Below are 22,143 nucleotides of genomic sequence, written 5' to 3' on the forward strand. Positions count from 1 at the left end.
ATCATGGTACGGAAAGTTCTATTGCCTTTGCTCGTGTCGGCGGCTGTCTTTGCCGAACCCTGCGCGGCTGACATCAAGATCGGTTTCGTCAATGTGGGGCGACTGCTGGAGAAAGCGCCGCAGGCCGAAGCTGCCAAGAAGGAGCTCGAAAGAGAATTCTCCGGCAGGGACAAGAAACTGGTCGCGGAACAGAAGGAGATCAAAGCACTGGAAGAGCGGCTGGCGAAAGGCGGGGAGATCACCAAGGAGCAGGAGCGCGATCTCATGAACCGCAAACGGGAGGCCAAGCGGGCGCAGGACGAATTCCGGGAGGATTTCAATTTGCGCAGAAACGAGGAGCTGGCCCAGCTCCAAAAGGAAATCTTCGAGGCGATCCAGTCGCTCGCCAAAGAGGAAAATTTCGACCTGTTGCTGACCGATGGCGTGGTCTACGCGGCGGAGAGCATCGATGTGACAGACAAAGTGGAGAAGAAGCTGGTTGCCAGCTACCGCCCCTCGGGCAAGAAATAATCCGGATTCGGGTCGATGGCCTGACGACGAAACCCGAGAAGGAAAAAGTATTGGATATTCAAGCGATCAAGGAATTTTTGCCTCATCGTTACCCGTTTCTTCTGGTCGATCGAGTGCTGGAGTGCGAGCCCGGGAAGCGGCTGCTCGCCATCAAAAACGTCACCTATAACGAGCCGTTCTTTCAGGGACATTTCCCGCGTGTGCCGATCATGCCGGGGGTGCTGATCATCGAGGCGCTGGCCCAGACGACCGGCCTGCTCGCCTCGGAGACGGCGCCCGACGTGCTCGGAAAAGGGGCCACTTACTACTTGGTCGGGCTCGACAAGGTGCGTTTCAAGCGGCCCGTCGTGCCGGGCGATCAGCTTCGCCTTGAGGCGACGTATTTGCGCCATAAACGCAACATCTGGGCATTCGCCTGTCGTGCCGACGTCGAAGGCGAGTTCGTGGCCAGTGCCGAGATCATGTGCGCAGCTGCGGAGCAGGGATCTTGATCCACCCGACGGCGATCATTGATCCGGCGGCGGACATTGGAGAAGGCGTCGAAATCGGCGCCTATTCCATCGTGGGTCGCGGTGTCAGTATCGGGTCGGGCACGGTTATCGGGCCGCACGTGGTCATCCGCGGCACGACCCGGATCGGCAATGACAACCGCATTTTCCAGTTCGCTTCGGTCGGTGAGGATCCGCAGGATAAAAAGTACCGCGGGGAAACGACCGCACTGGAAATCGGCGACCGGAACGTCATACGCGAATTCGCCACTCTTCATCGCGGTACGGTTCAGGATAAGGGAGTCACCCGCATCGGGGATGACAACCTCTTCATGGCGTATACCCACGTAGCCCACGACTGTGTGATCGGAAACCGGGTCATCATGGCGAATGCCGCTTCTCTGGCAGGGCACGTGCGGGTCGATGACGATGCCATCCTGGGCGGTTTCTCTCTGGTTCATCAGTTCTGCCGGATAGGCCAGCACAGCTTCTCCGCCATGGGCAGTGTGATATCCCGTGACGTCCCGCCTTATGTGATGGTGGGGGGACGGCCGACCAAGCCGCACGGGATCAATGCAGTCGGACTGGAGCGGAACGGATTCGATTCCGTGGCGATCAGGCAGATCAAGAAAGCCTACAAAATTGTCTACAAGACCGGTTTCAAACTCGAAGAGGCGATCCGTCTGTTGGAGGAAATGAGCGAGGATGGGCCGGAGCTCGCCTGCATGGTGGATTTTCTGAGGGCCACGGGCCGCAGCATCATCCGCTGAATTCCATCGGGAGGGGGGATGGCGTCTTTGGTCGCAGGCATCGACGAGGTGGGGCGCGGTTGTATCGCCGGGCCGGTGATCGCTGCGGCGGTGATATTCGCTCCCGGTCAGGACACCCATGGCCTCGCTGATTCGAAGCGGCTGCGCCCGGATCGCCGGCTGGTCTTGGCCGGCCGCATCTGCTCCGAATCCCTGGCTTGGGCGGTGGGCCGCGCGGAGGTGTCTGAAATCGACCAGCTCAATATCCTCCGAGCCACCCATTTGGCCATGTGCCGGGCGGTCGCGGCGCTGCCCGTCCTGCCGGACTGGGTCAGGGTGGACGGCAATCGCTATCCTCCCCTGGATTGTCCCGGCGAGGCTATCGTCGGCGGGGATGCGTCGGTGGCGGAGATTGCGGCCGCGTCGATACTCGCCAAGGTCTTCAGGGATCGCGAAATGCAGGTGCTGGACCGGCTTTGTCCGGGCTATGCGCTAGGGGTGCACAAAGGTTACCCCACCCGACTGCACATCGATCGTTTGGCCAGTCGGGGAGCGGGCTTCTTTCACCGGCGCAGCTTCGCGCCGGTGCGGGCAGTCATCGACCGGAGTTCGGCTTCATGAAAATCGTAGCGATCAGCATAGGCAGCGAGTGCCGGATCGAACATGCCGGCCGCCGCATCGGTACGGGCATCTACAAGGCGCCGGTCGATCATCCCGTCCATGTCAGAGTGGACGGCATCGAGGGCGACGTTCAAGTCGACCGGGAAAACCACGGTGGGCCCGACAAGGCGGTTTACGCCTACAGTGCCGACAACTATGGCTACTGGCAGGAGGACCTCGGCCTCGAATCCCTGCCCTACGGTCATTTCGGAGAGAATCTGACCATTACCGGCGGGCGCGATGACGAGGTGCACATCGGGGATACCTTCCGGGGCGGGTCGGTACGGTTCCAGGTGACGCAGCCCCGGGTTCCCTGTTTCAAGCTCGGCGTCAAAGTGGGCGACCACACCTTTCCCAAACGCTTTCTCATCTCCGGCCGGGTGGGGTTCTACCTGAGGGTGCTGGAAGAAGGAGAGCTTCGGGTCGGCGACCACCTGGAACGCACGGCCGTGGACCCGGGCGGCGTCAGCGTCCGCGAGGCCATGCTGGCACTGGTAAAAGGGCCGCGGCAACGGGAGGTCATTGCCAAGCTGCTGAGCCTGGAGGCGCTGTCCGGGGCCTGGCGCGAGAGCCTGCGCGAAAAACTGGGATGACGCTCAGGGCAGGGCGACCGGCGTCGTCGGTTCCCAGTCCGGCGCGCGCCGTTCCGCCACCACGGTCGTGTAAATGCCGCCGCGCACGTTGAATCTCGCGGTCACGCGCATGAACCGAGGGCGTGAGACGGTGACCAGATCGTCCAGGATGGTGTTGGTCACGGCTTCGTGGAATGCTCCTTCGTCCCGGAAAGACCAGATGTACATTTTCAGCGATCTGAGTTCGATGCACTGCCGGTCCGGCACGTATTCCAGCAGGATCGTCGCGAAGTCGGGCTGGCCGGTCTTGGGGCACAGGCAGGTGAATTCGGGGATTTCGATGCGGATCGTGTAGTCGTGGTCCGGACGCGGATTGTCGAAGGTTTCCAGAGTCTTGCTGGGCTGGGAGGGCATCGGGTGTCATTCGTGTATTGCTGGGGTGCGGCCGGCGCCGCACTTGCGGATCGTGGCCAGCGCTGGCTTGTATAATAACCCGCCGAGTCACCCTCGAACAATCGCCGTCCTCCCGGCCGGTGTCATCGTCCTGAATTCCCCATGCGACTGGAAAAGCTCAAGATCGCCGGTTTCAAGTCTTTCGTGGATCCGACGACCCTCCCCTTGCCGGGCAACCTGGTGGGCGTGGTGGGCCCGAACGGCTGCGGCAAGTCGAATGTCATTGACGCGGTGCGCTGGGTCATGGGGGAAAGCTCGGCGCGCCATTTGCGCGGTGAAACCATGGCGGATGTGATATTCAACGGTTCCAGCACCCGGAAGCCGGCGAGTCAGGCATCGGTGGAACTGGTATTCGACAATTCTTCCGGGCGTGCAGGCGGCGAATACGCCCGATATCAGCAGATCGCCATCCGGCGCCAGGTGGCCCGCGACGGCCAGTCGAGCTACTTCCTGAATGGGACGCGCTGCCGCCGCAAGGACATCACCGACCTGTTCCTGGGGACCGGCCTGGGTGCGCGCAGCTATGCCATCATCGAGCAGGGCACGATTTCCCGGCTGATCGAAGCCAAGCCCGAAGAAATGCGCGAGATCATCGAAGAGGCGGCCGGCATCTCCAAGTACAAGGAGCGTCGGCACGAAACCGAGCAACGGATGCGCCATACCCGCGAGAACCTCGAGCGCCTGGCCGATTTGCGCGAGGAACTCGGCAGGCAGTTGGGCCATCTGCAACGTCAGGCCAGGAAAGCCGAGAAGTTCATAGCCCTGCGCGACGAGGAACGCCGGCTCAAGCTCGAACTTCTGGGGCTGCGCTGGCGCGCTCTGGAACGGCAGCTCGATCGGCTCAAAGCCGGGCTGACGGACTCTGAGGAGCGGTTCCGTCGGCTCACCGGTGAAGAGCACGCCTGCGAGACACGGCTGGAGGAGCTGAACAGGTTGCGCGGCGTTGCACAGGAAAAACTCGATGTCCAACAGGGGCGGTTCTATGAGTTGGGCGCGGAAATCAGCCGCTTGGACCAGTTCATTCGCCATACCCAGAAGTCGCGGGCGGAACTGGTTCAGGAACGGGAGCGGGTCGAGGCCGAATTGCGGAAAGTCGAATCCGACCGTGACGACGACCGTCTCCGGCTCGAGGCGGTGCGGGCCGAGGCGGCCGAGCTGAAGGGGAAGCTGGCCTCGCTGGAGCAGGAAGTAGCGGAAGCGGTGTCGGTTCGCCAGGCCGCGGAAGCGAAGCTGAAGACGTGCCGTGAAGGCTGGGAGGCGCTGGCCGGCGATCGGCACAGACTCGAAGGACAAGCGGCTTTGCAGCGTTCACGGCTGCAGCAGCTGCGGGAGCATGGACAGCAGCTCGGCGGGCGGCGCCAGCGACTGTTGCAGCAACAGTCGGAACTGGAAAAAGCGCTTGCCGCTCTCGACGTGCAGGCCCACCGTTTAGAGGTGGCAGGTATCGAGGCGGAACGGGAAGAGACCGTCGGCGCGGTCGAAGCATTGGCGAGAGAGGCGGAACGGCAGCGGGACAGGCTGCGCTTCGCGCGTGAGCGCCTGAATCCGGCGCGCGCCGGTCTGCATGCCGTGCAGGGGAAGGTCGCTTCGCTCGAGACGCTGCAGCGCCACGCGATGGGGCGTGATCGCAGTGCCGCGGCGGCGGTGCTCGAGGCGTGGCAACTGTCGGCGGCCGACCGCCTGGGCGAGAAGATCGAGGTGGCACCCGGCTGGGAGAATGCCGTGGAGACGGTGCTGGGGGCGCATCTCGAAGCCGTGTGTGTCGACAGTCTGACGCATTACCTGGCGAACCTCCAGGCTCAGGAGCCTGCTGAGTTTCTGGCCTTATGTGAATATCGGCAAGGACCGGTTGCCGAAGGAACCGGCGGGCCGCGTCTGCTCGATTACATTCGAGCTCCCCTGGCGCTCGAAGGTCTGCTGGCGGGGATTTACTGCGCTTCTGATCCGGCGGAGGCGGCGGAGCGGGCGCGTTCGCTGCAGCCGCACGAGTCGGTGGTGACACCGGGCGGATTCCGTATCGGAAAGGGCTGGATGCTGGCGCAGAAGCCGGACGCCGGCCATGCCGGGGCGCTTGCCCGCGAGCGCGAACTGCGCGAATGTAGGCGGCGAGTCGAAGAGCTGGAAGCGCAGTGCCGGACTCTGGAAAGGGAGGCGTCGGAGGCCGAGGTCGAACTGGAGCGTTTGGAGTCCGAGGGACGCGAGGCAAGAAAGAAGGCGGACGAGCTCTCCGCCGGCCTTTCCCTCGCGAGATCCGAGTTGGCGGCGGCCGAGGCCAGGAGCGAGCAATGGAGGCATCGCCTGGACCAGCTCAGCCATGAGCTGAACGAATTGGCCGATCAGGAGCTCGAACTCGCCGAGAAGCGTGCCGAGGCCGAGGAAGCCTTGCAGACGGCCGAGCGTGATTCGTCAAGACTGCAGGATGTGGCGGCGCAGCGGAAGGGGGAGTGGCTGGCGCTGGAAGAGGCATTCGCCGCCGCGGAGGCGGCCGAGAAGTCGCTGCACGAGGACGTTCGTGCACTCCGCAGCCGGGCAGCCATGCTCGAATCGAACGCAGCGTTGACCGCTGCCCATCTGCAGCGGCTGGAACAGCAGCACGGCCAGACCGCGGACCGGCTTGCCGCCATCGTCCAGAGGCTGGCCGAGTCACAGACACCGCTGGAGGACGAACGGTCACGTCTGGATGCGCTGACGGAGGAGCGGGGCGTGCTCGAGGCCGAAATGGCGCGCCAGCGCCGAAGGCTCAGCGAACTCGAAGCGGACGTCCGGCGCGTTGCGGGTGAGCGGCAGCGTGCGGAGCATGAACTGGCGGCCTTGCGGGAAAGCATCGGCCAGATGAAGCTGGCGTGGCAGACTGCTGAAGTCCGCCGCCAGGGGATCGAAGAACAGTTCGCAGAGCTTGGTGCGGCACCGGCGGCGGTCGTGGCGGGGTTGCCAGAAGATGCCGAGGAAAGCGCCTGGCAGGCGTCCGTGATTCGCCTGGGCGAGGAGATCGAACGGCTCGGACCGGTCAATCTCACGGCGATGCAGGAGTATCAGGAGCAGGAAGCGCGCCTGCGCTATCTTGAGGAACAAGACCGGGATCTCACCGAGTCGCTGGCGACACTGGAGCAGGCTATCGAAAAGATCGACCGGGAGTGTCGGGCCAGGTTCAAGGAGACCTTCGAAAAGATCAATGCCGGTTTTCAGCGCATGTTTCCCAAGCTTTTCGGCGGAGGGAAAGCGGCCCTTGAGCTCACGGAAAACAACTTGCTGAGCGCGGGCGTCAGCGTCATGGCCCAGCCGCCCGGCAAGCGCAACAGTTCGATCCATCTCCTTTCCGGGGGGGAAAAGGCACTGACGGCGGCTGCCCTGGTGTTCGCCATCTTCGAGTTGAACCCCGCGCCCTTCTGTCTGCTGGACGAGGTGGACGCGCCGCTGGACGATGCCAACGTCGGACGGTTCAGTCAGTTGGTGAAAGAAATGTCCGAGAAAGTACAATTTCTCTTCATCACCCATAACAAGGCCACGATGGAAATCGCCCAATATCTGGCCGGGGTCACCATGCGGGAGCCCGGGGTGTCGCGCATCGTGACGGTGGACATCGATGCGGCGGTTGAACTGGCTTCGGTTTGAGGGACGAAATGGATAGAGATACGGTCCGAATCATCATTCTGGTCGCAGGCGTGCTGGTGATTGCCGGCATCTATGTCTGGGGCCGCTACAAACAAAAGATCCTCGCTGCGCTGGAGCGGTTCGGCGAATTCGGCGTCTTCGAGAAGGAAGACGAGATCGGGGAGTCGCGCCGGCCGGTCAGGGACACGGACCATGGCTTCACGGGAGCGGCGAACGAGCCGGCCGCGGGTGAAGCAGACGCGGGCGGGCGGGTGGACGAGCTTCCGCGGGAAGCGGTCGAGGAGCGGTCGGCCGGCACTTCGGGAGCGTTGGGGGCGCCGTTTCTCATCCAGCTCAGCGTCGTCAAGGGCGGCGGTGGCCGGTTCTCCGGCGAGCGCCTGCGGGATGCCCTGATCGACCTGGATCTCGTTTACGGTGAAATGGGGATTTTCCACCGCTATGACAGCGCTTATCGCGAGCCCCTGTTCAGCGTGGCCAGTCTGGTCGAGCCCGGCACTTTTCCCGTGAACGACATGGAGAATTTCCGCACCCCCGGCGTCGTCTTCTTTTTCCAGCCGGCCAAGGTACCGGACCCCTTGGAGGTTTTCGACGACCTCGTCGATACCTGTCGAGGACTGGCAGGCGCTTTGGAGGGCAGGGTGCTCGACGAACACCGGGCGGAGCTCACCGAAGCCCGGGTGATCGAAATGCGCGAAATTCTGGCGGAAGCGTGCGAACAGTCGTGAGCGTTCCTGCCGAAGTGGTCGAAAAAGCCCGCAAACTGCGCGAAGAAATCGAGTTTCATAACGTTCGTTACTACCGGCTCGACGATCCCCTGATCACCGACGCCGAATACGACCGCCTGATGGCGGAACTGCTTGCCATCGAGGCCCGTTATCCGGAGCTCGTCACACCCGATTCGCCCACCCAACGGGTAGGTGCTCCTCCGGTCGAAGCTTTCACTGAAGTTCGCCACGAAGTGCCCATGCTGTCGCTGGAGAATGCTTTCAGCGAGGAGGATCTCACCGCATTCGACCGGCGGGTACGCAAGGAGCTGTCCCGGGATACGCTCGAATACGTCGCGGAGCCGAAGCTCGACGGGCTCGCCGTCAATTTGCTCTACCAGGACGGCGTTCTGGTCCAAGCCGCCACCCGCGGTGACGGGGAAGTCGGGGAGGATGTGACGCACAACGTCCGGGCGGTTCGGGCGATCCCTCTGCGGCTAAAGGGCGAAGACTTTCCGGACCGTTTCGAGGCGCGGGGTGAAGTGTTCATGCCCAAACGGGGCTTTCTCGCCCTCAACGAGCGCGCCCGCCGCAGCGGAGAGAAAACGTTCGTGAATCCGCGCAACGCCGCGGCGGGCAGCCTGCGCCAGCTCGACGCGAGGGTCACGGCATCGCGTCCCTTGTCCTTTTATGCCTATGGTATCGGCGCGTTTCCCGACGCCAGACTCCCCGCCACGCAGCATGAACTCCTCGAATCCCTGCAACGCTGGGGGCTGCCGGTTTCTCCGGAGTATCGCGTCGTTCGGGGAGCAGCCGGTTGTCTTGAGTACTATCGCTCGCTGGGGGAGCGCCGTCACGATCTGCCGTACGATATCGACGGCGTCGTATACAAGGTCGACGACCTGAAGGCCCAGGCCGAGCTGGGATTCGTCTCGCGCGCCCCCCGCTGGGCCATCGCCCACAAGTTTCCCGCCGAGGAGGCGAGAACGCGGGTCGTGGGCATCGACGTCCAGGTGGGTCGTACCGGCGTCCTGACTCCCGTGGCGAGGCTGGAACCGGTGTTCGTTGGCGGGGTCACCGTCACTAATGCGACCCTGCACAATGCCGACGAGATCCGCAGGAAGGACGTCCGGCCCGGGGACACCGTGATCGTGAGGCGGGCCGGGGACGTCATTCCAGAAATCGTCCGGGTCGTTCCGGAACTGCGGAAGCCGGGGGCCGAACCGTTTCGGATGCCGGAAGTTTGTCCCGAATGTGGCTCCGCCGTAGAGGCGGAACCAGGCGAGGTGTTGGCCCGCTGCAGCGGTGGCCTGTACTGTCCTGCCCAGCACAAAGAGTCGATCAAGCACTTCGCGTCCCGGCGGGCGATGGATATCGAAGGGCTGGGCGACAAACTGGTGGATCAGCTGGTGGGCAGAAAGCTGATCGCAACGGTGGCTGACCTTTACCGCCTCGATCTGGACCGGCTTGCGGGGCTGGACCGGATGGGGGAGAAATCCGCCGCCAATCTGCTGGCTGCATTGGAGCGCAGCAAGCGCACCACGCTGGCGCGCTTCCTTTATGCGCTGGGCATCCGCGATGTGGGCGAGGTGACGGCCAAGGTACTTTCGGAGCATTTCGGTTCCCTCGAGGCGTTGATGGAGGCTACCGAAGAAGAGCTTCTGGCCGTTGCCGATGTCGGCCCGGTGGTGAGCCGCCACATCCGGCTGTTTTTCGCTCAGCCTCACAACCGCGAGGTGATCTCGCAACTGCTGGCGTGCGGCGTAAGCTGGGAGAAGCCGGCGCCGGCACCGCGGAAGCTGCCGCTGCAGGGTCTGGTTTTCGTGCTCACCGGCACATTGGCCTCGATGAGCCGGGACGAAGCGCGAGCCCGGCTCGAAGCTCTCGGGGCGAAATGCACCGGCAGCGTATCCAGGAACACCAGTTTCGTCGTTGCCGGTTCGGAACCGGGTTCGAAACTGGACAAAGCCTCCGAACTCGGCGTCCCGGTGTTGGACGAGAAGGGCTTCCTGGATCTGCTCGAGCGGGGGCGGCCGTAATTTTCGTCGCTTTGAGCAGGGCATCTCCCCTCTGAAAGGGGCCTTTCCTCCCGTCTCCCATGGCTGTGCATCGTCGGTTCTCTCCGCCGTCCGTCTGAAAATTCCCCGTGCTTTCGCCTGGGTTCCTTCCCGGCTTTTCCGAGGGGGCGCCCCGTCGCGCCGCCAACTGGGGAGGTGTTTGCAGACGGCCTTCTGCGAGTCCTTCCGGGGACGCCCAAAACGGACAAAAAATCGCTACCAAACAAGGCGGTGAGTTTTTTTTGCAGCTCATCTTGACTTGCCCTCGGCGCGTTCCTATAGTGGTTTACGGGTGGTGGAAAGTGGGGTTTTCTGGGGGAATGTGGAGCTTGGGGGCGGCTTGTTCAGAGGCGTTAATTCCATCAGCCTGGATGACAAGGGGCGCATGGCGGTGCCCACCCGTTACAGGTCGGAACTCCGGGAGTCCTGCGAGGGGCAACTGGTGGTCACCGTTGGAACGGATACCTGTCTGCTGCTCTTCCCTTTGCCTGAGTTCGAGGAGCTGGAACGGAAGCTGGTGAAACTTCCGGCCTTGAATAAACAGGTGAAGCGGCTTCAGCGTCTCCTGATCGGTCATGCCGCCGAGTGTGAACTGGACGGTCAAGGGCGTTTCCTCATACCCGAACCGTTACGCCGGTTCGCCAGCTTGGACAAACAGGTCGTCCTGATCGGTCAGGGCAACAAGTTCGAAATTTGGGATGAAGTCCTTTGGGATCGCTGCCGTCAGGAATGGTTGGAAGAGGCGAGCCTCGAAGGATTGGAGGACATGGGACCGGAGCTCGGGGCACTGGCTTTTTGATGGCGGCGGAAAGTGGACACTTCCCCATCATGCTGTCCGAAGTGCTCGAGATGCTGGCGGTTAGGCCGGACGGTATTTACGTCGATTGCACCTTCGGGCGCGGCGGGCACAGCCGGGCGATCCTGGAGCGCCTGGGGCCGGAAGGGCGTCTGCTGGCGATCGATCGGGACCTGGAAGCGGTGGCGGCAGCCGGCGCCACCGGATTGTCCGCCGATGCCAGGTTTGGCATCGAACATGGCCGTTTTTCGGACGTCGGTCGGTTCGTCGGCGCAAGAGGATGGACAGGCCGGGTCGACGGCATCCTGATGGACCTGGGGGTATCGTCGCCGCAGTTGGACAATGCCCGGCGCGGCTTCAGTTTTCTTCGGGCCGGGCCGCTCGACATGCGGATGGACCCGACTCAGAAGACCACCGCCGCGGAGTGGCTTGCCGAGGTTTCCGAGCGGGAGCTGGCCCGTGTGCTACGGGACTATGGCGAGGAACGTTTTGCCGGGCGCATCGCCCGCGCGGTGGTTGAAGAGCGGCGGCGGCGTCCGATCGTCACGACGACCGACCTGGTCCGGCTGATCGAAGCCGCGATTCCGTTTAAGGACAAATTCAAGCATCCGGCGACGCGTACCTTCCAGGCGATCCGGATCGCCGTCAATGACGAGTTGGGACAGTTGCAACAGGGATTGAACGAGGCGGTCGAGGTGCTCGCCGCCGGGGGGCGTTTGGTGGTGATCTCGTTTCATTCGCTCGAGGACCGGATCGTCAAGAGGTTCATGCGGGATGAGGCGCGCGGTCGGGAGATGGCCGGGGGAATCTTTGAAACCCGCTCGTGCCCGCGCCTTGCCGTTCTGGGAAAGCCGCTCAAGGCCGGAGACGACGAAATCCGGATCAATCCTCGGGCGCGGAGCGCTCTGTTGCGCGCAGCCGAAAAGCGGGCGGCATGACACGAATATTCCTGCTGGCGGTGGTTGCCGTCTGTTCGGCGCTCGCCGTGGTCTATGCGAAATACCGCACGCGGATGCTGTTCGCCGAGGTTCAGCGTCTGGAACTGGCCTTGGATCAGTACGAGGTGGAACTGGGCCAGCTTCAACTGGAGCAGAACACCTGGGCTGAGCACGGCCGCATCGAACATCTGGCCCGCAGCCGGCTGGGTATGGTTCTGCCGGCGCGCGAGTCGATCATTTACATCAAACCCTGAGCTCATGTGGGGATGAGGGGGTGTGTGCAATGATGTACATAACGAATCCGCAGAGAGAGAGCGATTACGGCGCGCGCTGGTCGCTATTGCTGATCGGCATGATGGCGGCCATGCTGGTCCTGGTCGGTCGGGCCGTCGATCTGCAGGTGGTGGACCGGCAGTTTCTCAAGCATCAGGGCGACCTGCGGCACATGGGCGTCGTGCCTTTGCCGGCGCATCGCGGCCGTATACTGGACCGGAACGGGGATCTGCTCGCGACCAGCTGCCCGGTGAAGTCGATCTGGGTCAATCCTAAAGAGTTCGAGGCCACCGAAGCCCAGTACCAGACTTTGGCGGCACTGATCGGAGAGACGCCGGAGGATCTGAAGCGCCGGCTGGGTGAGGCCGGCACCAATCGGGCCTTCGTCTACGTCAAACGTCGTGTCAGCCCGGAGCTTGCCGATCAGGTGACGTCGCTCGGTTTGCCTGGTGTCTATGCCGAAGAAGAGTCCCGCCGTTATTACCCCACCGGCGAGGTGACAGCCCACGTTCTCGGTTTTACCGACATCGATGACAATGGCCAAGAAGGGCTGGAGTTGGCGTTCGACGGGCATCTGAAGGGTATCGAGGGGGCCCGGCGCATCATCCGCGATGGAAAGCGTCGGGTCATCGAGGATGTCGAAAACGTCCGTCCGCCCGTCCCCGGCAAGGACCTGAGCATCAGCATCGATCAGCGGCTCCAGTATCTGGCGCATCGGGAGTTGAAGAGGACGGTGCAGCAGCACCGGGCCAAGGCGGGTGCCCTGGTCATGCTCGACGCCAAGACGGGTGAAGTGTTGGCGATGGTCAATCAGCCGGCTTTCAATCCCAACAGCCGCAACGGTACCGTGCCCGGCTCCACCCGCAACCGTGCGATCACCGATCTGTTCGAACCGGGATCGACGATGAAGCCCTTCGCGGTCGCGTGTGCCCTGGAAATGGGGGCATTCCGCCCCAATGCAGTGATCAACACTTCGCCCGGCCTCATGCACGTCGGTTCCAACGTGGTCAAGGACGTGCACAATTACGGGGTGCTCGATGTCGCCGGGGTGCTGCGCAAATCGAGCAACGTGGGGGTGACCAAGATGGCCCTCGCATTGCCGCCGGACAAGTTCTGGGATTTCTATCGTGATCTCGGTTTCGGGCAGGTCTTGAGCACCGGTTTTCCCGGTGAAGCCCAGGGACGCATGCCGGACCGCAAGGGCTTGCGGCCGTTTGCGCAGGCCACGCTGTCGTTCGGCTACGGCGTATCGGCCTCGCCGCTGCATCTGGCGCGGGCTTATCTGGCCCTGGCCAGCGATGGTGTGATACCGCCGGTGAGCCTGCTGAAGCTGGACCGCTCGCCGGAACCGGTCCGGGTGATGTCGAAAAAGACCGCTATGACCGTACGCAACATGCTCGAAGGAGTGGTCTCGGCCGATGGCACGGCGATCAAGGCCAGCATTCCAGGATTCCGGGTCGCCGGAAAAACCGGAACGGTCAAGAAAAACGCCGGGCGGGGTGGTTATCAGTCCTCGCGCTATATCTCGGTGTTTGCAGGCATGGCGCCGGCAAGCGATCCGCGGCTGGTCACCGTGGTGATGATCGATGAGCCTTCGGCGGGGGAATATTACGGCGGCGCGGTGGCGGCGCCTGCATTCGCCGCGGTCATGGAGCCGGCTCTGAGGCTGCTCAACGTCCTGCCGGATCAGGACATGGGCCCCTCGATTCTTTCGGCCCAGAAGGAAGAAGTCTTTTGAGCCGCGAAGGTGGCGGGGCCTCCCTGCGGTGGCTGCTGGATGGCTTGACCGACAGTCAGGACGTGCCGGACATTCCGGTCTATGGCCTGAGTCTCGACAGCCGCTCGGTGCGCACCGGCGACGCCTTTTTCGCGTTGTCGGGGAGCCGGGAACACGGATCCCGGTATGCAGAAGAGGCCGTCCGGCGGGGCGCGCTCATCGTCGTCTATGATTCTTCGGGGGCCGGTGTCAGGGCGCCGGAACCCGGCCTGGGTTTCGCCGTCCCGGTTCGCGATCTGGGACGTCACTTGGGCAGCATAGCTGCCCGTTTTTTCGGCCACCCTTCGGAAACCTTGGACGTCATTGCGGTCACGGGGACCAACGGCAAGACTTCCTGTACCCATTTCATCGCGGAAGCCCTGCAGCCGGACCATCCGACTGCGGTCATCGGGACGCTGGGCTGGGGATTACCCGGAAACCTGCGGCGGATCGCCCACACCACCCCCGATGCGATCGAGATCCATGCCATACTTGCGACGCTCAAGGCCCAGGGTTTCCGACTGGCGGCTCTGGAGGCATCCTCGCACGGGCAGGCCCAAGGCCGCATCAACGGGGTACGTTGCCGCGGTGCGCTCTATACCCGCATTACCCGCGATCACCTCAATTATCACGGAACCTTCGAGTCTTACCTGGCAGCCAAGTTGGGGCTTTTGGCCAACCCTGCCTTGGAGTTCGTCGCGGTTACCCTCGACGATCCGTCCGTCGATGCCATTCTGAGGAGCGTCCCCGCCGGGGTGAAGGTGATCGGCTACAGCCTGGGAGGCGGGGAATCGGTGGATTTCCCGGTGCTTCGCGTTGAGGCGCTGGAGCAGACGCGGGAGGGGCTGCATCTGAAGGTGGACTGCGCGGGCCGGACCATCGAGATCGATGCGCCGGTGTACGGCGATTTCAATGCAGAGAATCTTCTGGGGACATTGGCGGTTCTGGTCGGTCTCGGTTATCCGGCCGAAGCGGCTGCTTCGCGGGTTGGCCGGGTCCGCCCGGTTCCCGGGCGCATGGAGCGGTTTCGCGAAAATGGCCTGACAGTGATCGTCGATTACGCGCATACCCCGGACGCATTGCGAAACGTGCTGACGAGTCTGCGCCGGCATTGCCGGGAGCGGTTGTGGGTGGTGTTCGGCTGCGGCGGCGACCGGGACCGGGGCAAGCGGCCGGAGATGGGGGCCATTGCCGCGCGCATCGCCGACCATGTCATCGTTACCGACGACAATCCCCGCAGCGAACCGGGGGATGCCATCGTTCAGGACATTCTCGCGGGTTGTGGAGAGACTGCCGTCACGGTCGTGCGCGATCGCCGGACGGCCATCCGAGCGGCGATCGCCCAAGCCGGCGACGGTGACATCGTGCTGGTGGCCGGCAAGGGGCACGAAGCTTTCCAGGAAGTGGCCGGCGTGTTCTACGAGTTCTCCGATCGGGAAGAGGTCCGAAAAGCGTTGTCAGCCCGGTACGGCAGTGGCGGCTGAGGTTTTGCAGGGGCGATATGCCCCATGTTGAAGCAGTTTAAGGAAATACGATGCTATTGATTCTGGCGAACTGGCTCGAACACTATTTCGATGTGTTCAGAGTCTTTCACTATCTCACGCTCCGCGGAATTCTGGGGATCCTGACCGCGCTGGTGATTTCTTTCATCGTCGGCCCGCCGATGATTCGGTACCTGGGAAGCTACAAGATTGGCCAGACGATCCGCGACGACGGCCCGCAAAGCCATCTGTCGAAGGCCGGCACGCCCACCATGGGTGGCGCGTTGATTCTGGTGACGATCACCGTCAGCACCCTGTTGTGGTCGGATCTCGGCAACCGTTATGTCTGGGCAGTGCTGTTGGTGACACTGGCTTACGGGCTCATCGGCTTCGTCGACGACTATAAAAAGCTGGTTCTGAAAAACAGCAAGGGGTTGGCGGCGCGCTACAAATATCTGTGGCAATCGGTGTTCGGTCTCGGGGCGGCCTTGTTTCTTTACCACACCGCCAGTTCGCCGCAGGAAACCCAGTTCATCGTGCCATTCTTCAAACAGGTGGTATTGAACATGGGATGGCTGTATGTCCCGCTGGCCTACTTCGTCGTCGTTGGTTCGAGCAATGCCGTGAACCTGACCGATGGTCTCGACGGACTGGCGATTCTTCCGACGGTGCTGGTCGCGGGAGGACTGGCGATTTTTGCCTACGCCTCCGGCCACAGCGAGTTTTCGGAGTACCTGGGGATTCCTTATTTGCCCAAGGCCGGTGAGCTGGTGGTGTTTTGCGGTGCCCTGGTCGGAGCCGGGCTGGGGTTTCTTTGGTTCAACACCTATCCGGCGCAGGTCTTCATGGGCGACATCGGAGCCTTGGCCCTCGGGGCTGCGCTGGGGATGGTGGCCGTGCTGGTCCGGCAGGAAATCGTGCTTATGATCATGGGTGGGATTTTCGTCATGGAGACGGTCTCGGTGATGCTGCAGGTCCTGTCTTTCAAATTGACCGGCCGGCGCATCTTCCGTATGGCGCCGATCCACCACCATTTCGAATTGAAAGGATGGCCGGAACCCCGGGTGATCGTGAGATTCTGGATCATCTCCGTCATCTTGGTGCTCATCGGTCTTGCGACCTTGAAACTGCGCTGATGAACATGCACGACCGCCTCATCGACGAAAATCCGGCCTGCGGTTTTGTCCGTCTCGGCCTCGATGTCCGTTCCCGGGTAATCGTGCTGGGTTTGGGGGCGACCGGCCTGTCGACCGTCCGTTTCCTGCGCTGTCACGGTTTCGAATGTGCGGTCATGGACAGCCGTCTCGCCCCTCCGGGTTTGCAGGAGCTGCGTGAAGCGTTCCCCGATGTTCCGCTGTTCCTCGGCGACTTCAGCCGGAGCGCCTTGGCTGCGGCGACGCATCTCGTGGTCAGTCCGGGACTTTCACTGGATCTGGCCGAAATCCGCGAAAGCCACCGCTGCGGGGTGCGTGTGTTCGGCGATCTGGACCTGTTCGCCTGCTGCGTGCGGGCGCCTGTCGTGGCCATCACCGGCGCGAACGGCAAGAGTACGGTCACGACCCTGGTGGGCCTGATGGCGAAGGCAGCCGGTGTCAATGCCGCGGTGGGGGGCAACCTGGGGACGCCAATGCTGGACCTGCTGGACGCGGCTGCGGCGCTGTACGTCCTCGAGCTGTCGAGCTTCCAGCTGGAACGCTCGGAATTGCTCGAGGCGGACGTCGCGACCGTGCTCAACATCAGTCCGGATCACATGGACCGTTACCCCGACCTGGCGTCCTATGCCGAGGCGAAGCGGCGGGTGTTTCGCGGCGAGGGCCTGATGGTGCTGAATCAGGACGATCCGCTCGTCGCCGCCATGTACCGGCCCGGCAGGCGGGTGGCGCGGTTCGGGTTGGGCAGCGGCGACGAGCTGGACTATTCGCTAGCCCGATGTGAAGGCCGTGCCTGGCTGCTGGCGAAGGGGGTTCCGCTGCTCCCCGCCGACGAGGTGCGGATCAAGGGCCGGCACAATCTGGCCAATGCCCTCGCCGCCGTGGCGATTGCCGATGCCTGCGGGTTCGACCGCCAGGCTGTGGTAGGGGTTCTGCGCACATTTCCGGGGCTGGATCACCGCATGCAATGGGTGGCGGATATCGGCGGTGTCGCCTATGTCAACGATTCCAAGGCGACCAATGTCGGCGCCTGTATCGCGGCTCTTTCCGGACTGGAAGGGAAGGTCGTGCTCATCGCCGGCGGCGACGGAAAGGGCGCGGATTTTTCCTCCCTGGTGCCGGTGGCGGCGGAGAAGCTGCGGGCCGCTGTCCTCATGGGGAGGGACGGCCCGCTGATCGATGAGGTGCTCAAGGGTGTCGTACCCACCATCCGGGTGAAGACGATGTTCGAGGCGGTGCGGGCGGCGAGGGGCGTGGCGCAGAGCGGGGACACCGTGTTGCTGGCGCCGGCCTGCGCCAGCCTCGACCAGTACGAGGACTATCAAGAGCGCGGAAGGGATTTCGCTGCAACGGTGAGGAGCCTGGCATGAGTACCCAAGCGATTCGTGGCGCCCGTGGACTGGTGTTGAAATGGGGGGCCGGACGTTTCTATCTGGACACCGTTCTGCTTTCGGTATCCCTGGGACTGATGCTTTTCGGTTTCGTCATGGTGTCTTCGGCCTCGCTGCATCTCGGCGAAAAGATGGCGAGTGACAGCTTTTATTTCCCCAAACATCAGCTCGTGCATATCCTGCTGGGGCTGGCGGCGGGTTGGGGGGCCGCGAGGGTCCGCCTGGACACCCTGGAACGGCATTCCAGGTCGCTGTTCTGGGCGGGTATCGCTCTGCTGGTCCTGGTCCTCATCCCGGGTGTCGGCAAGTCGGTGAACGGCAGTGTGCGCTGGATCAACCTGTTCGGGCTGCGTGTCCAGGTGTCCGAGGTATTCAAACTGGTGGCGGCGATCTACGTGGCGGGCTATATCAGCCGGCACTTGGAAACCGTCAGGACCTCGGTCAAGGGGATGATCTTTCCTTTGAGCCTGCTCGCCATCGGCGCGGTCCTCCTGCTGAAGGAACCCGACTTCGGCGCCACCGCGGTAGTCATGGCGACTGCCTTGGGGATGCTGTTTCTCGCGGGTGCCCGCCTTTGGGTGTTCGTCGGTCTGTTGGGACTGGTCGCGGTCGCCGGGACTGTGCTGATCTACACCGCCGAATACCGGCTCAGGCGGGTGCTCAGCTTTCTCGACCCTTGGGCCGATCCGCTCAACTCGGGTTTTCAGTTGACTCAGGCCCTGATCGCCTTTGGCCGTGGCGAGTGGCAGGGGGTTGGCCTGGGTTCCAGCGTCCAGAAACTGTTCTATCTGCCCGAAGCCCATACCGATTTCCTGTTTTCGGTGATCGGCGAAGAGCTGGGCCTGTGGGGAGCCACCACGGTCATCCTGCTGTTCGCCATCGTGGTATGGCGGGCGCTGGCGATCGGTCGGCTCGCCGAGCGCAGCGGCAATCTGTTCGCCGCTTTCCTCGCCTACGGCATCGGCATCTGGCTGGGTCTGCAGTCTTTCATCAACATGGGGGTGAACATGGGCATGCTGCCCACCAAGGGATTGACCCTGCCGCTGATGAGTTACGGTGGCGGCAGCATGATGGTGGTCTGCGCCGCGATCGGCTTGCTGTTCCGTATCCGCAGCGAGGCGGTGGCCAGCTTTCTGGGCAACGGCCGGAAGGGTCTATGGCCCGGCGTATAGTGATTCTCGCCGGGGGGACCGGCGGCCACATCTTTCCCGCGCTGGCGGTGGCGGGCAAACTGCGCCGGGCGGGCGCCGAGGTTTTCTGGATGGGGACCCGGACTGGCCTGGAGGCACGGGTCGTGCCGGCCGCCGGCTATCCGATCGACTGGCTCAGCGTCAGCGGCATACGCGGCAAGGGCTTGGCCTCCAAGGCGAAGGCCGCGGCCATGCTGGGCTTGGCCTGTCTGCAGGCCCTGCGTATACTTCGCCGCAGAAAGCCGGATGCCGTACTGGGCATGGGCGGCTTCGTTGCCGGTCCGGGCGGACTCATGGCCCGGGTGCTCGGCATTCCGCTGATCATCCACGAACAGAACCGGATTCCCGGCACCACCAATCGATGGTTGTCCCGGATAGCCAACCGGGTGCTGGAGGCCTTTCCCGGCGCCTTCCAGGCATCCGCCGGCGCCGTCTGCACCGGCAATCCCTTGCGGCAGGGCATAGAAACCTTTCGAGACCATCATACGGCCCGTGAAGGCCGGCGCGTCCTCGTCCTGGGCGGGAGCCTGGGCGCGCAGACCTTGAACCGCATCGTACCGCGGGCCCTCGCGCGCCTAGGCGGGGAGCCGGTCGCGATTCGTCATCAAACCGGGCAGGCCATGTTCCAGGAAACCCAGGATTTGTACCAGCAGCTCGCACTGACCGCGAAAGTGGACCCATTCATCGAGGACATGGAGGAGGCTTATGGCTGGGCCGACCTCGCGATATGCCGTGCCGGCGCCATGACCGTGAGCGAACTGGCCGCGGCGGGGTTGCCTGCCATACTCGTGCCTTTCCCCTACGCCATCGACGATCACCAGACTGCCAACGGCGACTATTTGGCGGCGGCGGGTGCGGCGGTGTTGATGCCGCAGTCGTCCCTCGATGAGGTATCGCTGGCGGTCGAGATCCGCGCACTCCTGGACCAACGCGACCGGCTCGAGGCGATGAGCGCGGCGGCACGTAACCTGGCCCGTTACGATGCCGCAGAAAGCGTCGCGAAGGTCTGTCTGGAGGAGGCCGGCGCATGACACCCCGAACCGAAGGCATGAAGAAGATCAGCCGCATCCATTTCGTCGGTGTGGGCGGCGCGGGCATGAGCGGTATCGCGGAGGTCCTGCTGAATCTCGGCTACCGGGTATCCGGTTCCGATCTGCAGCAGAACGCCAATACCCGCCGCCTGGCCGAGCGGGGCGCCGTGATCTCGATCGGGCATGAGGCCCGCCATGTCGAGACCGTGGACGTCGTAGTGGTTTCCAGTGCGGTGGAGCAGTCCAACGTGGAGATCGATGCCGCCCGGACCGCCCGGATTCCGGTCATCTCGCGGGCCGAAATGCTGGCGGAGCTGATGCGCTTCCGTTACGGCGTGGCGGTGGCCGGCACCCACGGCAAGACCACGACCACCAGCCTGACCGCCAGCATCCTGGCCGAAGGGGGGCTGGACCCGACTTTCGTGATCGGCGGCCGGTTGAACAGTGTGGGTGCCAATGCCCAGCTGGGCCAGGGCGAGTATCTGGTCGCCGAAGCCGATGAGAGCGACGCTTCGTTCCTGCATCTCCAGCCCATGATCGCGGTGGTGACCAACATCGACCAGGATCACATGGGCACCTACGGCAACGATTTCGGCCGGCTCAAGGATGCGTTCGTCGAGTTCCTCCACCATGTGCCGTTCTACGGGACGGCGGTGCTGTGTGCCGAAGACCCCGGCGTGCGTGACATCCTGCCGCGCCTGAGCAAGCCATACCGCACCTATGGAGAAAGGGAAGGTGTCGACATCCGCGCGGTCGGCATCCAGCGTCTCGGTCTGCAGAGCCGGTTCAGCGTGCTGCGGCAGGGCGCCGAACCGCTGGAAATCACACTCAATTTGCCGGGCTACCACAATATTCTCAATGCCCTGGCCGCGATCGGCGTGGCCACCGAGCTGGGTGTCGCCGACGCGGTGATCCAGCGGGCGCTGGCGGGATTCCGCGGCATCGGCCGGCGCTTTCAGATCAATGCCTGCCTGAACTTCGGTGACGGCGAAATCACCTTCGTCGACGATTACGGTCATCACCCGAGCGAATTGGCGGCGACCCTGGATTCCGCCCGCAACGCCTGGCCGGACCGGCGTCTGGTCGTGGTGTTCCAGCCCCACCGCTATACGCGGACCCGCGATTTGTTCGAGGATTTCGTGCAGGTCCTGTCCCGGGTCGACGTGCTGATCCTGCTGGAGGTCTACTCCGCCGGCGAGGCGCCCATCGCCGGCGCCGACGGGCGATCCCTCAGCCGGGCCATCCGCGTGCGGGGACAGATCGATCCGATTTTCGCCGAAATGCCGGAAGAGGTGTTCGACATCCTGCCGAATGTACTGAAGCCGGGCGACGTCGTGATGACATTGGGTGCCGGCAGTGTCGGCGTGCTCGCCCAGCAGTTGCCCGAGCGTCTGGGATCGGAGGCGGTTCCGTGACGGTCCGCGAGTCCGCTGCCCGTACCGCCGCACCTTCGCGTGGAACCTGGCTCGAACACGAGCCGCTGGCCGGGCATACCAGCTGGCGGGTGGGTGGGCCGGCAGAGCGGTTCTATCAGCCGGCCGATCTCGACGATCTGGTCCAGTTCCTCCGCGCCCTGTCGCCCCAGGAGCCGTTGTTCTGGTTGGGCCTAGGCAGCAACGTGCTGGTCCGGGACGGCGGTATCCGCGGTACGGTGGTCTGCACCAAGAACCGTCTGCGCGTCATCGAAGCCCGGGGCCCTGCCTGCGTCTATGCCGAAGCCGGTATCCCCTGTGCTCATGTGGCCCGCTTCTGTACCGAGCGGGACTGGGTCGGCGCCGAATTCCTGGCCGGCATTCCCGGCACCCTGGGCGGTGCTCTGGCGATGAACGCCGGCGCGTTCGGGGGCGAGACCTGGAGCCTGGTGCGACGCGTGCTCACGGTGAACCGTGGCGGCCGGATGATCTGGCGGGCCCCCGAGGAATTCGAAGTGGGCTACCGTCATGTGCAAGGGCCGGAAGGGGAGTGGTTTGTGGCGGCGGAACTCGAACTCGCGCCCGGCGACGGGCGCGCCGGGCGCGAGCGCATCAAGGCCCTGCTGGCGCGGCGCTCGGCGACTCAGCCGACCCATCAGCCGAGCTGCGGATCGGTGTTCCGGAATCCGCCCGGCGATTTCGCCGCCCGCCTGATTGAGGCCTGCGGTCTTAAGGGGCATACCGTGGGTGGGGCCCAGGTGTCCCTCAAGCATGCCAATTTCATCGTCAACTCAGGGGATGCGACGGCGGCTGACATCGAGACCTTGATTGCGGAAGTGCGCGATCGGGTGGCCCTGCTCTGCGGTGTCTGGCTCGAGCCCGAAGTCCGAATCGTGGGCGAAGCGCAGGCGTAAACCAT

At 63.6% G+C, this 22,143-nt stretch carries 20 protein-coding genes; 19 read left to right on the top strand and 1 reads right to left on the bottom strand.

Features of this window, described 5'->3' with window-relative positions; translation table 11 throughout:
* Positions 1-3 precede the first annotated feature (3 nt).
* The 5 genes from H156_RS0105720 to H156_RS0105740 are packed head-to-tail and all read left to right on the top strand — an operon-like array spanning position 4 to position 3,000.
* On the top strand, positions 4-510 hold the full coding sequence (locus tag H156_RS0105720; protein WP_010961671.1) for an OmpH/Skp family outer membrane protein: 507 nt from the start codon (positions 4-6) through the stop codon (positions 508-510).
* Positions 511-560: 50 nt separating this feature from the next.
* Entirely contained in the window at positions 561-1,001 is a 441-nt protein-coding gene (gene fabZ, locus H156_RS0105725; protein WP_010961670.1) for a 3-hydroxyacyl-ACP dehydratase FabZ, read from the top strand.
* Complete coding sequence (lpxA, locus tag H156_RS0105730) at positions 998-1,768, top strand: acyl-ACP--UDP-N-acetylglucosamine O-acyltransferase (RefSeq protein ID WP_026046045.1); 771 nt, start codon at positions 998-1,000, stop codon at positions 1,766-1,768. Before fabZ ends, lpxA begins: the two co-directional genes overlap by 4 nt.
* An 18-nt stretch (positions 1,769-1,786) precedes the next feature.
* Positions 1,787-2,368: a ribonuclease HII gene (locus H156_RS0105735; protein ID WP_017366128.1), complete on the top strand. Its 582-nt coding sequence runs from the start codon at positions 1,787-1,789 to the stop codon at positions 2,366-2,368.
* On the top strand, positions 2,365-3,000 hold the full coding sequence (locus H156_RS0105740; RefSeq protein WP_017366127.1) for an MOSC domain-containing protein: 636 nt from the start codon (positions 2,365-2,367) through the stop codon (positions 2,998-3,000). The genes H156_RS0105735 and H156_RS0105740 overlap by 4 nt, the downstream gene beginning before the upstream one ends.
* A 3-nt stretch (positions 3,001-3,003) precedes the next feature.
* Here the strand turns inward: H156_RS0105740 and queF are convergent, their stop codons facing one another.
* Complete coding sequence (gene queF, locus H156_RS0105745; protein WP_017366126.1) at positions 3,004-3,393, bottom strand: preQ(1) synthase; 390 nt, start codon at positions 3,391-3,393, stop codon at positions 3,004-3,006.
* A 141-nt stretch (positions 3,394-3,534) separates the two neighbouring features.
* Here queF and smc point away from each other — a divergent pair, with 141 nt between their 5' ends.
* The 14 genes from smc to murB all read left to right on the top strand — a co-directional run bounded on the left by smc (position 3,535) and on the right by murB (position 22,138).
* The gene (smc, locus tag H156_RS0105750) at positions 3,535-7,044 is read left to right on the top strand and encodes a chromosome segregation protein SMC (protein ID WP_017366125.1); all 3,510 of its coding nucleotides are present in this window, start codon (positions 3,535-3,537) and stop codon (positions 7,042-7,044) included.
* 8 nt (positions 7,045-7,052) lie between these two features.
* Positions 7,053-7,769, top strand: a complete 717-nt coding sequence (locus H156_RS0105755) for a cell division protein ZipA C-terminal FtsZ-binding domain-containing protein (protein WP_017366124.1) — start codon at positions 7,053-7,055, stop codon at positions 7,767-7,769.
* Positions 7,766-9,787: an NAD-dependent DNA ligase LigA gene (gene ligA / locus H156_RS0105760; RefSeq protein WP_017366123.1), complete on the top strand. Its 2,022-nt coding sequence runs from the start codon at positions 7,766-7,768 to the stop codon at positions 9,785-9,787. The genes H156_RS0105755 and ligA overlap by 4 nt, the downstream gene beginning before the upstream one ends.
* 358 nt (positions 9,788-10,145) lie before the next feature.
* Entirely contained in the window at positions 10,146-10,604 is a 459-nt protein-coding gene (gene mraZ, locus H156_RS0105765) for a division/cell wall cluster transcriptional repressor MraZ (RefSeq protein WP_010961662.1), read from the top strand.
* Positions 10,604-11,539, top strand: a complete 936-nt coding sequence (gene rsmH / locus H156_RS0105770) for a 16S rRNA (cytosine(1402)-N(4))-methyltransferase RsmH (RefSeq protein ID WP_017366121.1) — start codon at positions 10,604-10,606, stop codon at positions 11,537-11,539. The genes mraZ and rsmH overlap by 1 nt, the downstream gene beginning before the upstream one ends.
* Positions 11,536-11,793, top strand: a complete 258-nt coding sequence (gene ftsL / locus H156_RS0105775) for a cell division protein FtsL (protein WP_017366120.1) — start codon at positions 11,536-11,538, stop codon at positions 11,791-11,793. The genes rsmH and ftsL overlap by 4 nt, the downstream gene beginning before the upstream one ends.
* Positions 11,794-11,822: 29 nt before the next feature.
* Positions 11,823-13,550: a peptidoglycan D,D-transpeptidase FtsI family protein gene (locus H156_RS0105780; RefSeq protein WP_017366119.1), complete on the top strand. Its 1,728-nt coding sequence runs from the start codon at positions 11,823-11,825 to the stop codon at positions 13,548-13,550.
* The gene (locus H156_RS0105785; RefSeq protein ID WP_017366118.1) at positions 13,547-15,052 is read left to right on the top strand and encodes a UDP-N-acetylmuramoyl-L-alanyl-D-glutamate--2,6-diaminopimelate ligase; all 1,506 of its coding nucleotides are present in this window, start codon (positions 13,547-13,549) and stop codon (positions 15,050-15,052) included. Before H156_RS0105780 ends, H156_RS0105785 begins: the two co-directional genes overlap by 4 nt.
* Positions 15,053-15,102: 50 nt before the next feature.
* Positions 15,103-16,185 carry a phospho-N-acetylmuramoyl-pentapeptide-transferase gene (gene mraY, locus H156_RS0105790; RefSeq protein WP_017366117.1) on the top strand — a complete coding sequence of 361 codons (1,083 nt, stop codon included), beginning with the start codon at positions 15,103-15,105 and terminating at the stop codon, positions 16,183-16,185.
* A gap of 5 nt (positions 16,186-16,190) precedes the next feature.
* Complete coding sequence (murD, locus tag H156_RS0105795; protein ID WP_026046044.1) at positions 16,191-17,570, top strand: UDP-N-acetylmuramoyl-L-alanine--D-glutamate ligase; 1,380 nt, start codon at positions 16,191-16,193, stop codon at positions 17,568-17,570.
* Complete coding sequence (gene ftsW, locus H156_RS0105800) at positions 17,567-18,763, top strand: putative lipid II flippase FtsW (protein WP_017366115.1); 1,197 nt, start codon at positions 17,567-17,569, stop codon at positions 18,761-18,763. Before murD ends, ftsW begins: the two co-directional genes overlap by 4 nt.
* The gene (murG, locus tag H156_RS0105805) at positions 18,748-19,812 is read left to right on the top strand and encodes an undecaprenyldiphospho-muramoylpentapeptide beta-N-acetylglucosaminyltransferase (RefSeq protein ID WP_017366114.1); all 1,065 of its coding nucleotides are present in this window, start codon (positions 18,748-18,750) and stop codon (positions 19,810-19,812) included. Before ftsW ends, murG begins: the two co-directional genes overlap by 16 nt.
* Entirely contained in the window at positions 19,809-21,227 is a 1,419-nt protein-coding gene (gene murC, locus H156_RS0105810) for a UDP-N-acetylmuramate--L-alanine ligase (protein ID WP_017366113.1), read from the top strand. Before murG ends, murC begins: the two co-directional genes overlap by 4 nt.
* Positions 21,224-22,138: a UDP-N-acetylmuramate dehydrogenase gene (murB, locus tag H156_RS0105815; RefSeq protein WP_017366112.1), complete on the top strand. Its 915-nt coding sequence runs from the start codon at positions 21,224-21,226 to the stop codon at positions 22,136-22,138. Before murC ends, murB begins: the two co-directional genes overlap by 4 nt.
* Positions 22,139-22,143: the final 5 nt, after the last annotated feature.

Source organism: Methylococcus capsulatus str. Texas = ATCC 19069 (assembly GCF_000424685.1).
In the GTDB taxonomy this organism is placed as follows: domain Bacteria; phylum Pseudomonadota; class Gammaproteobacteria; order Methylococcales; family Methylococcaceae; genus Methylococcus; species Methylococcus capsulatus.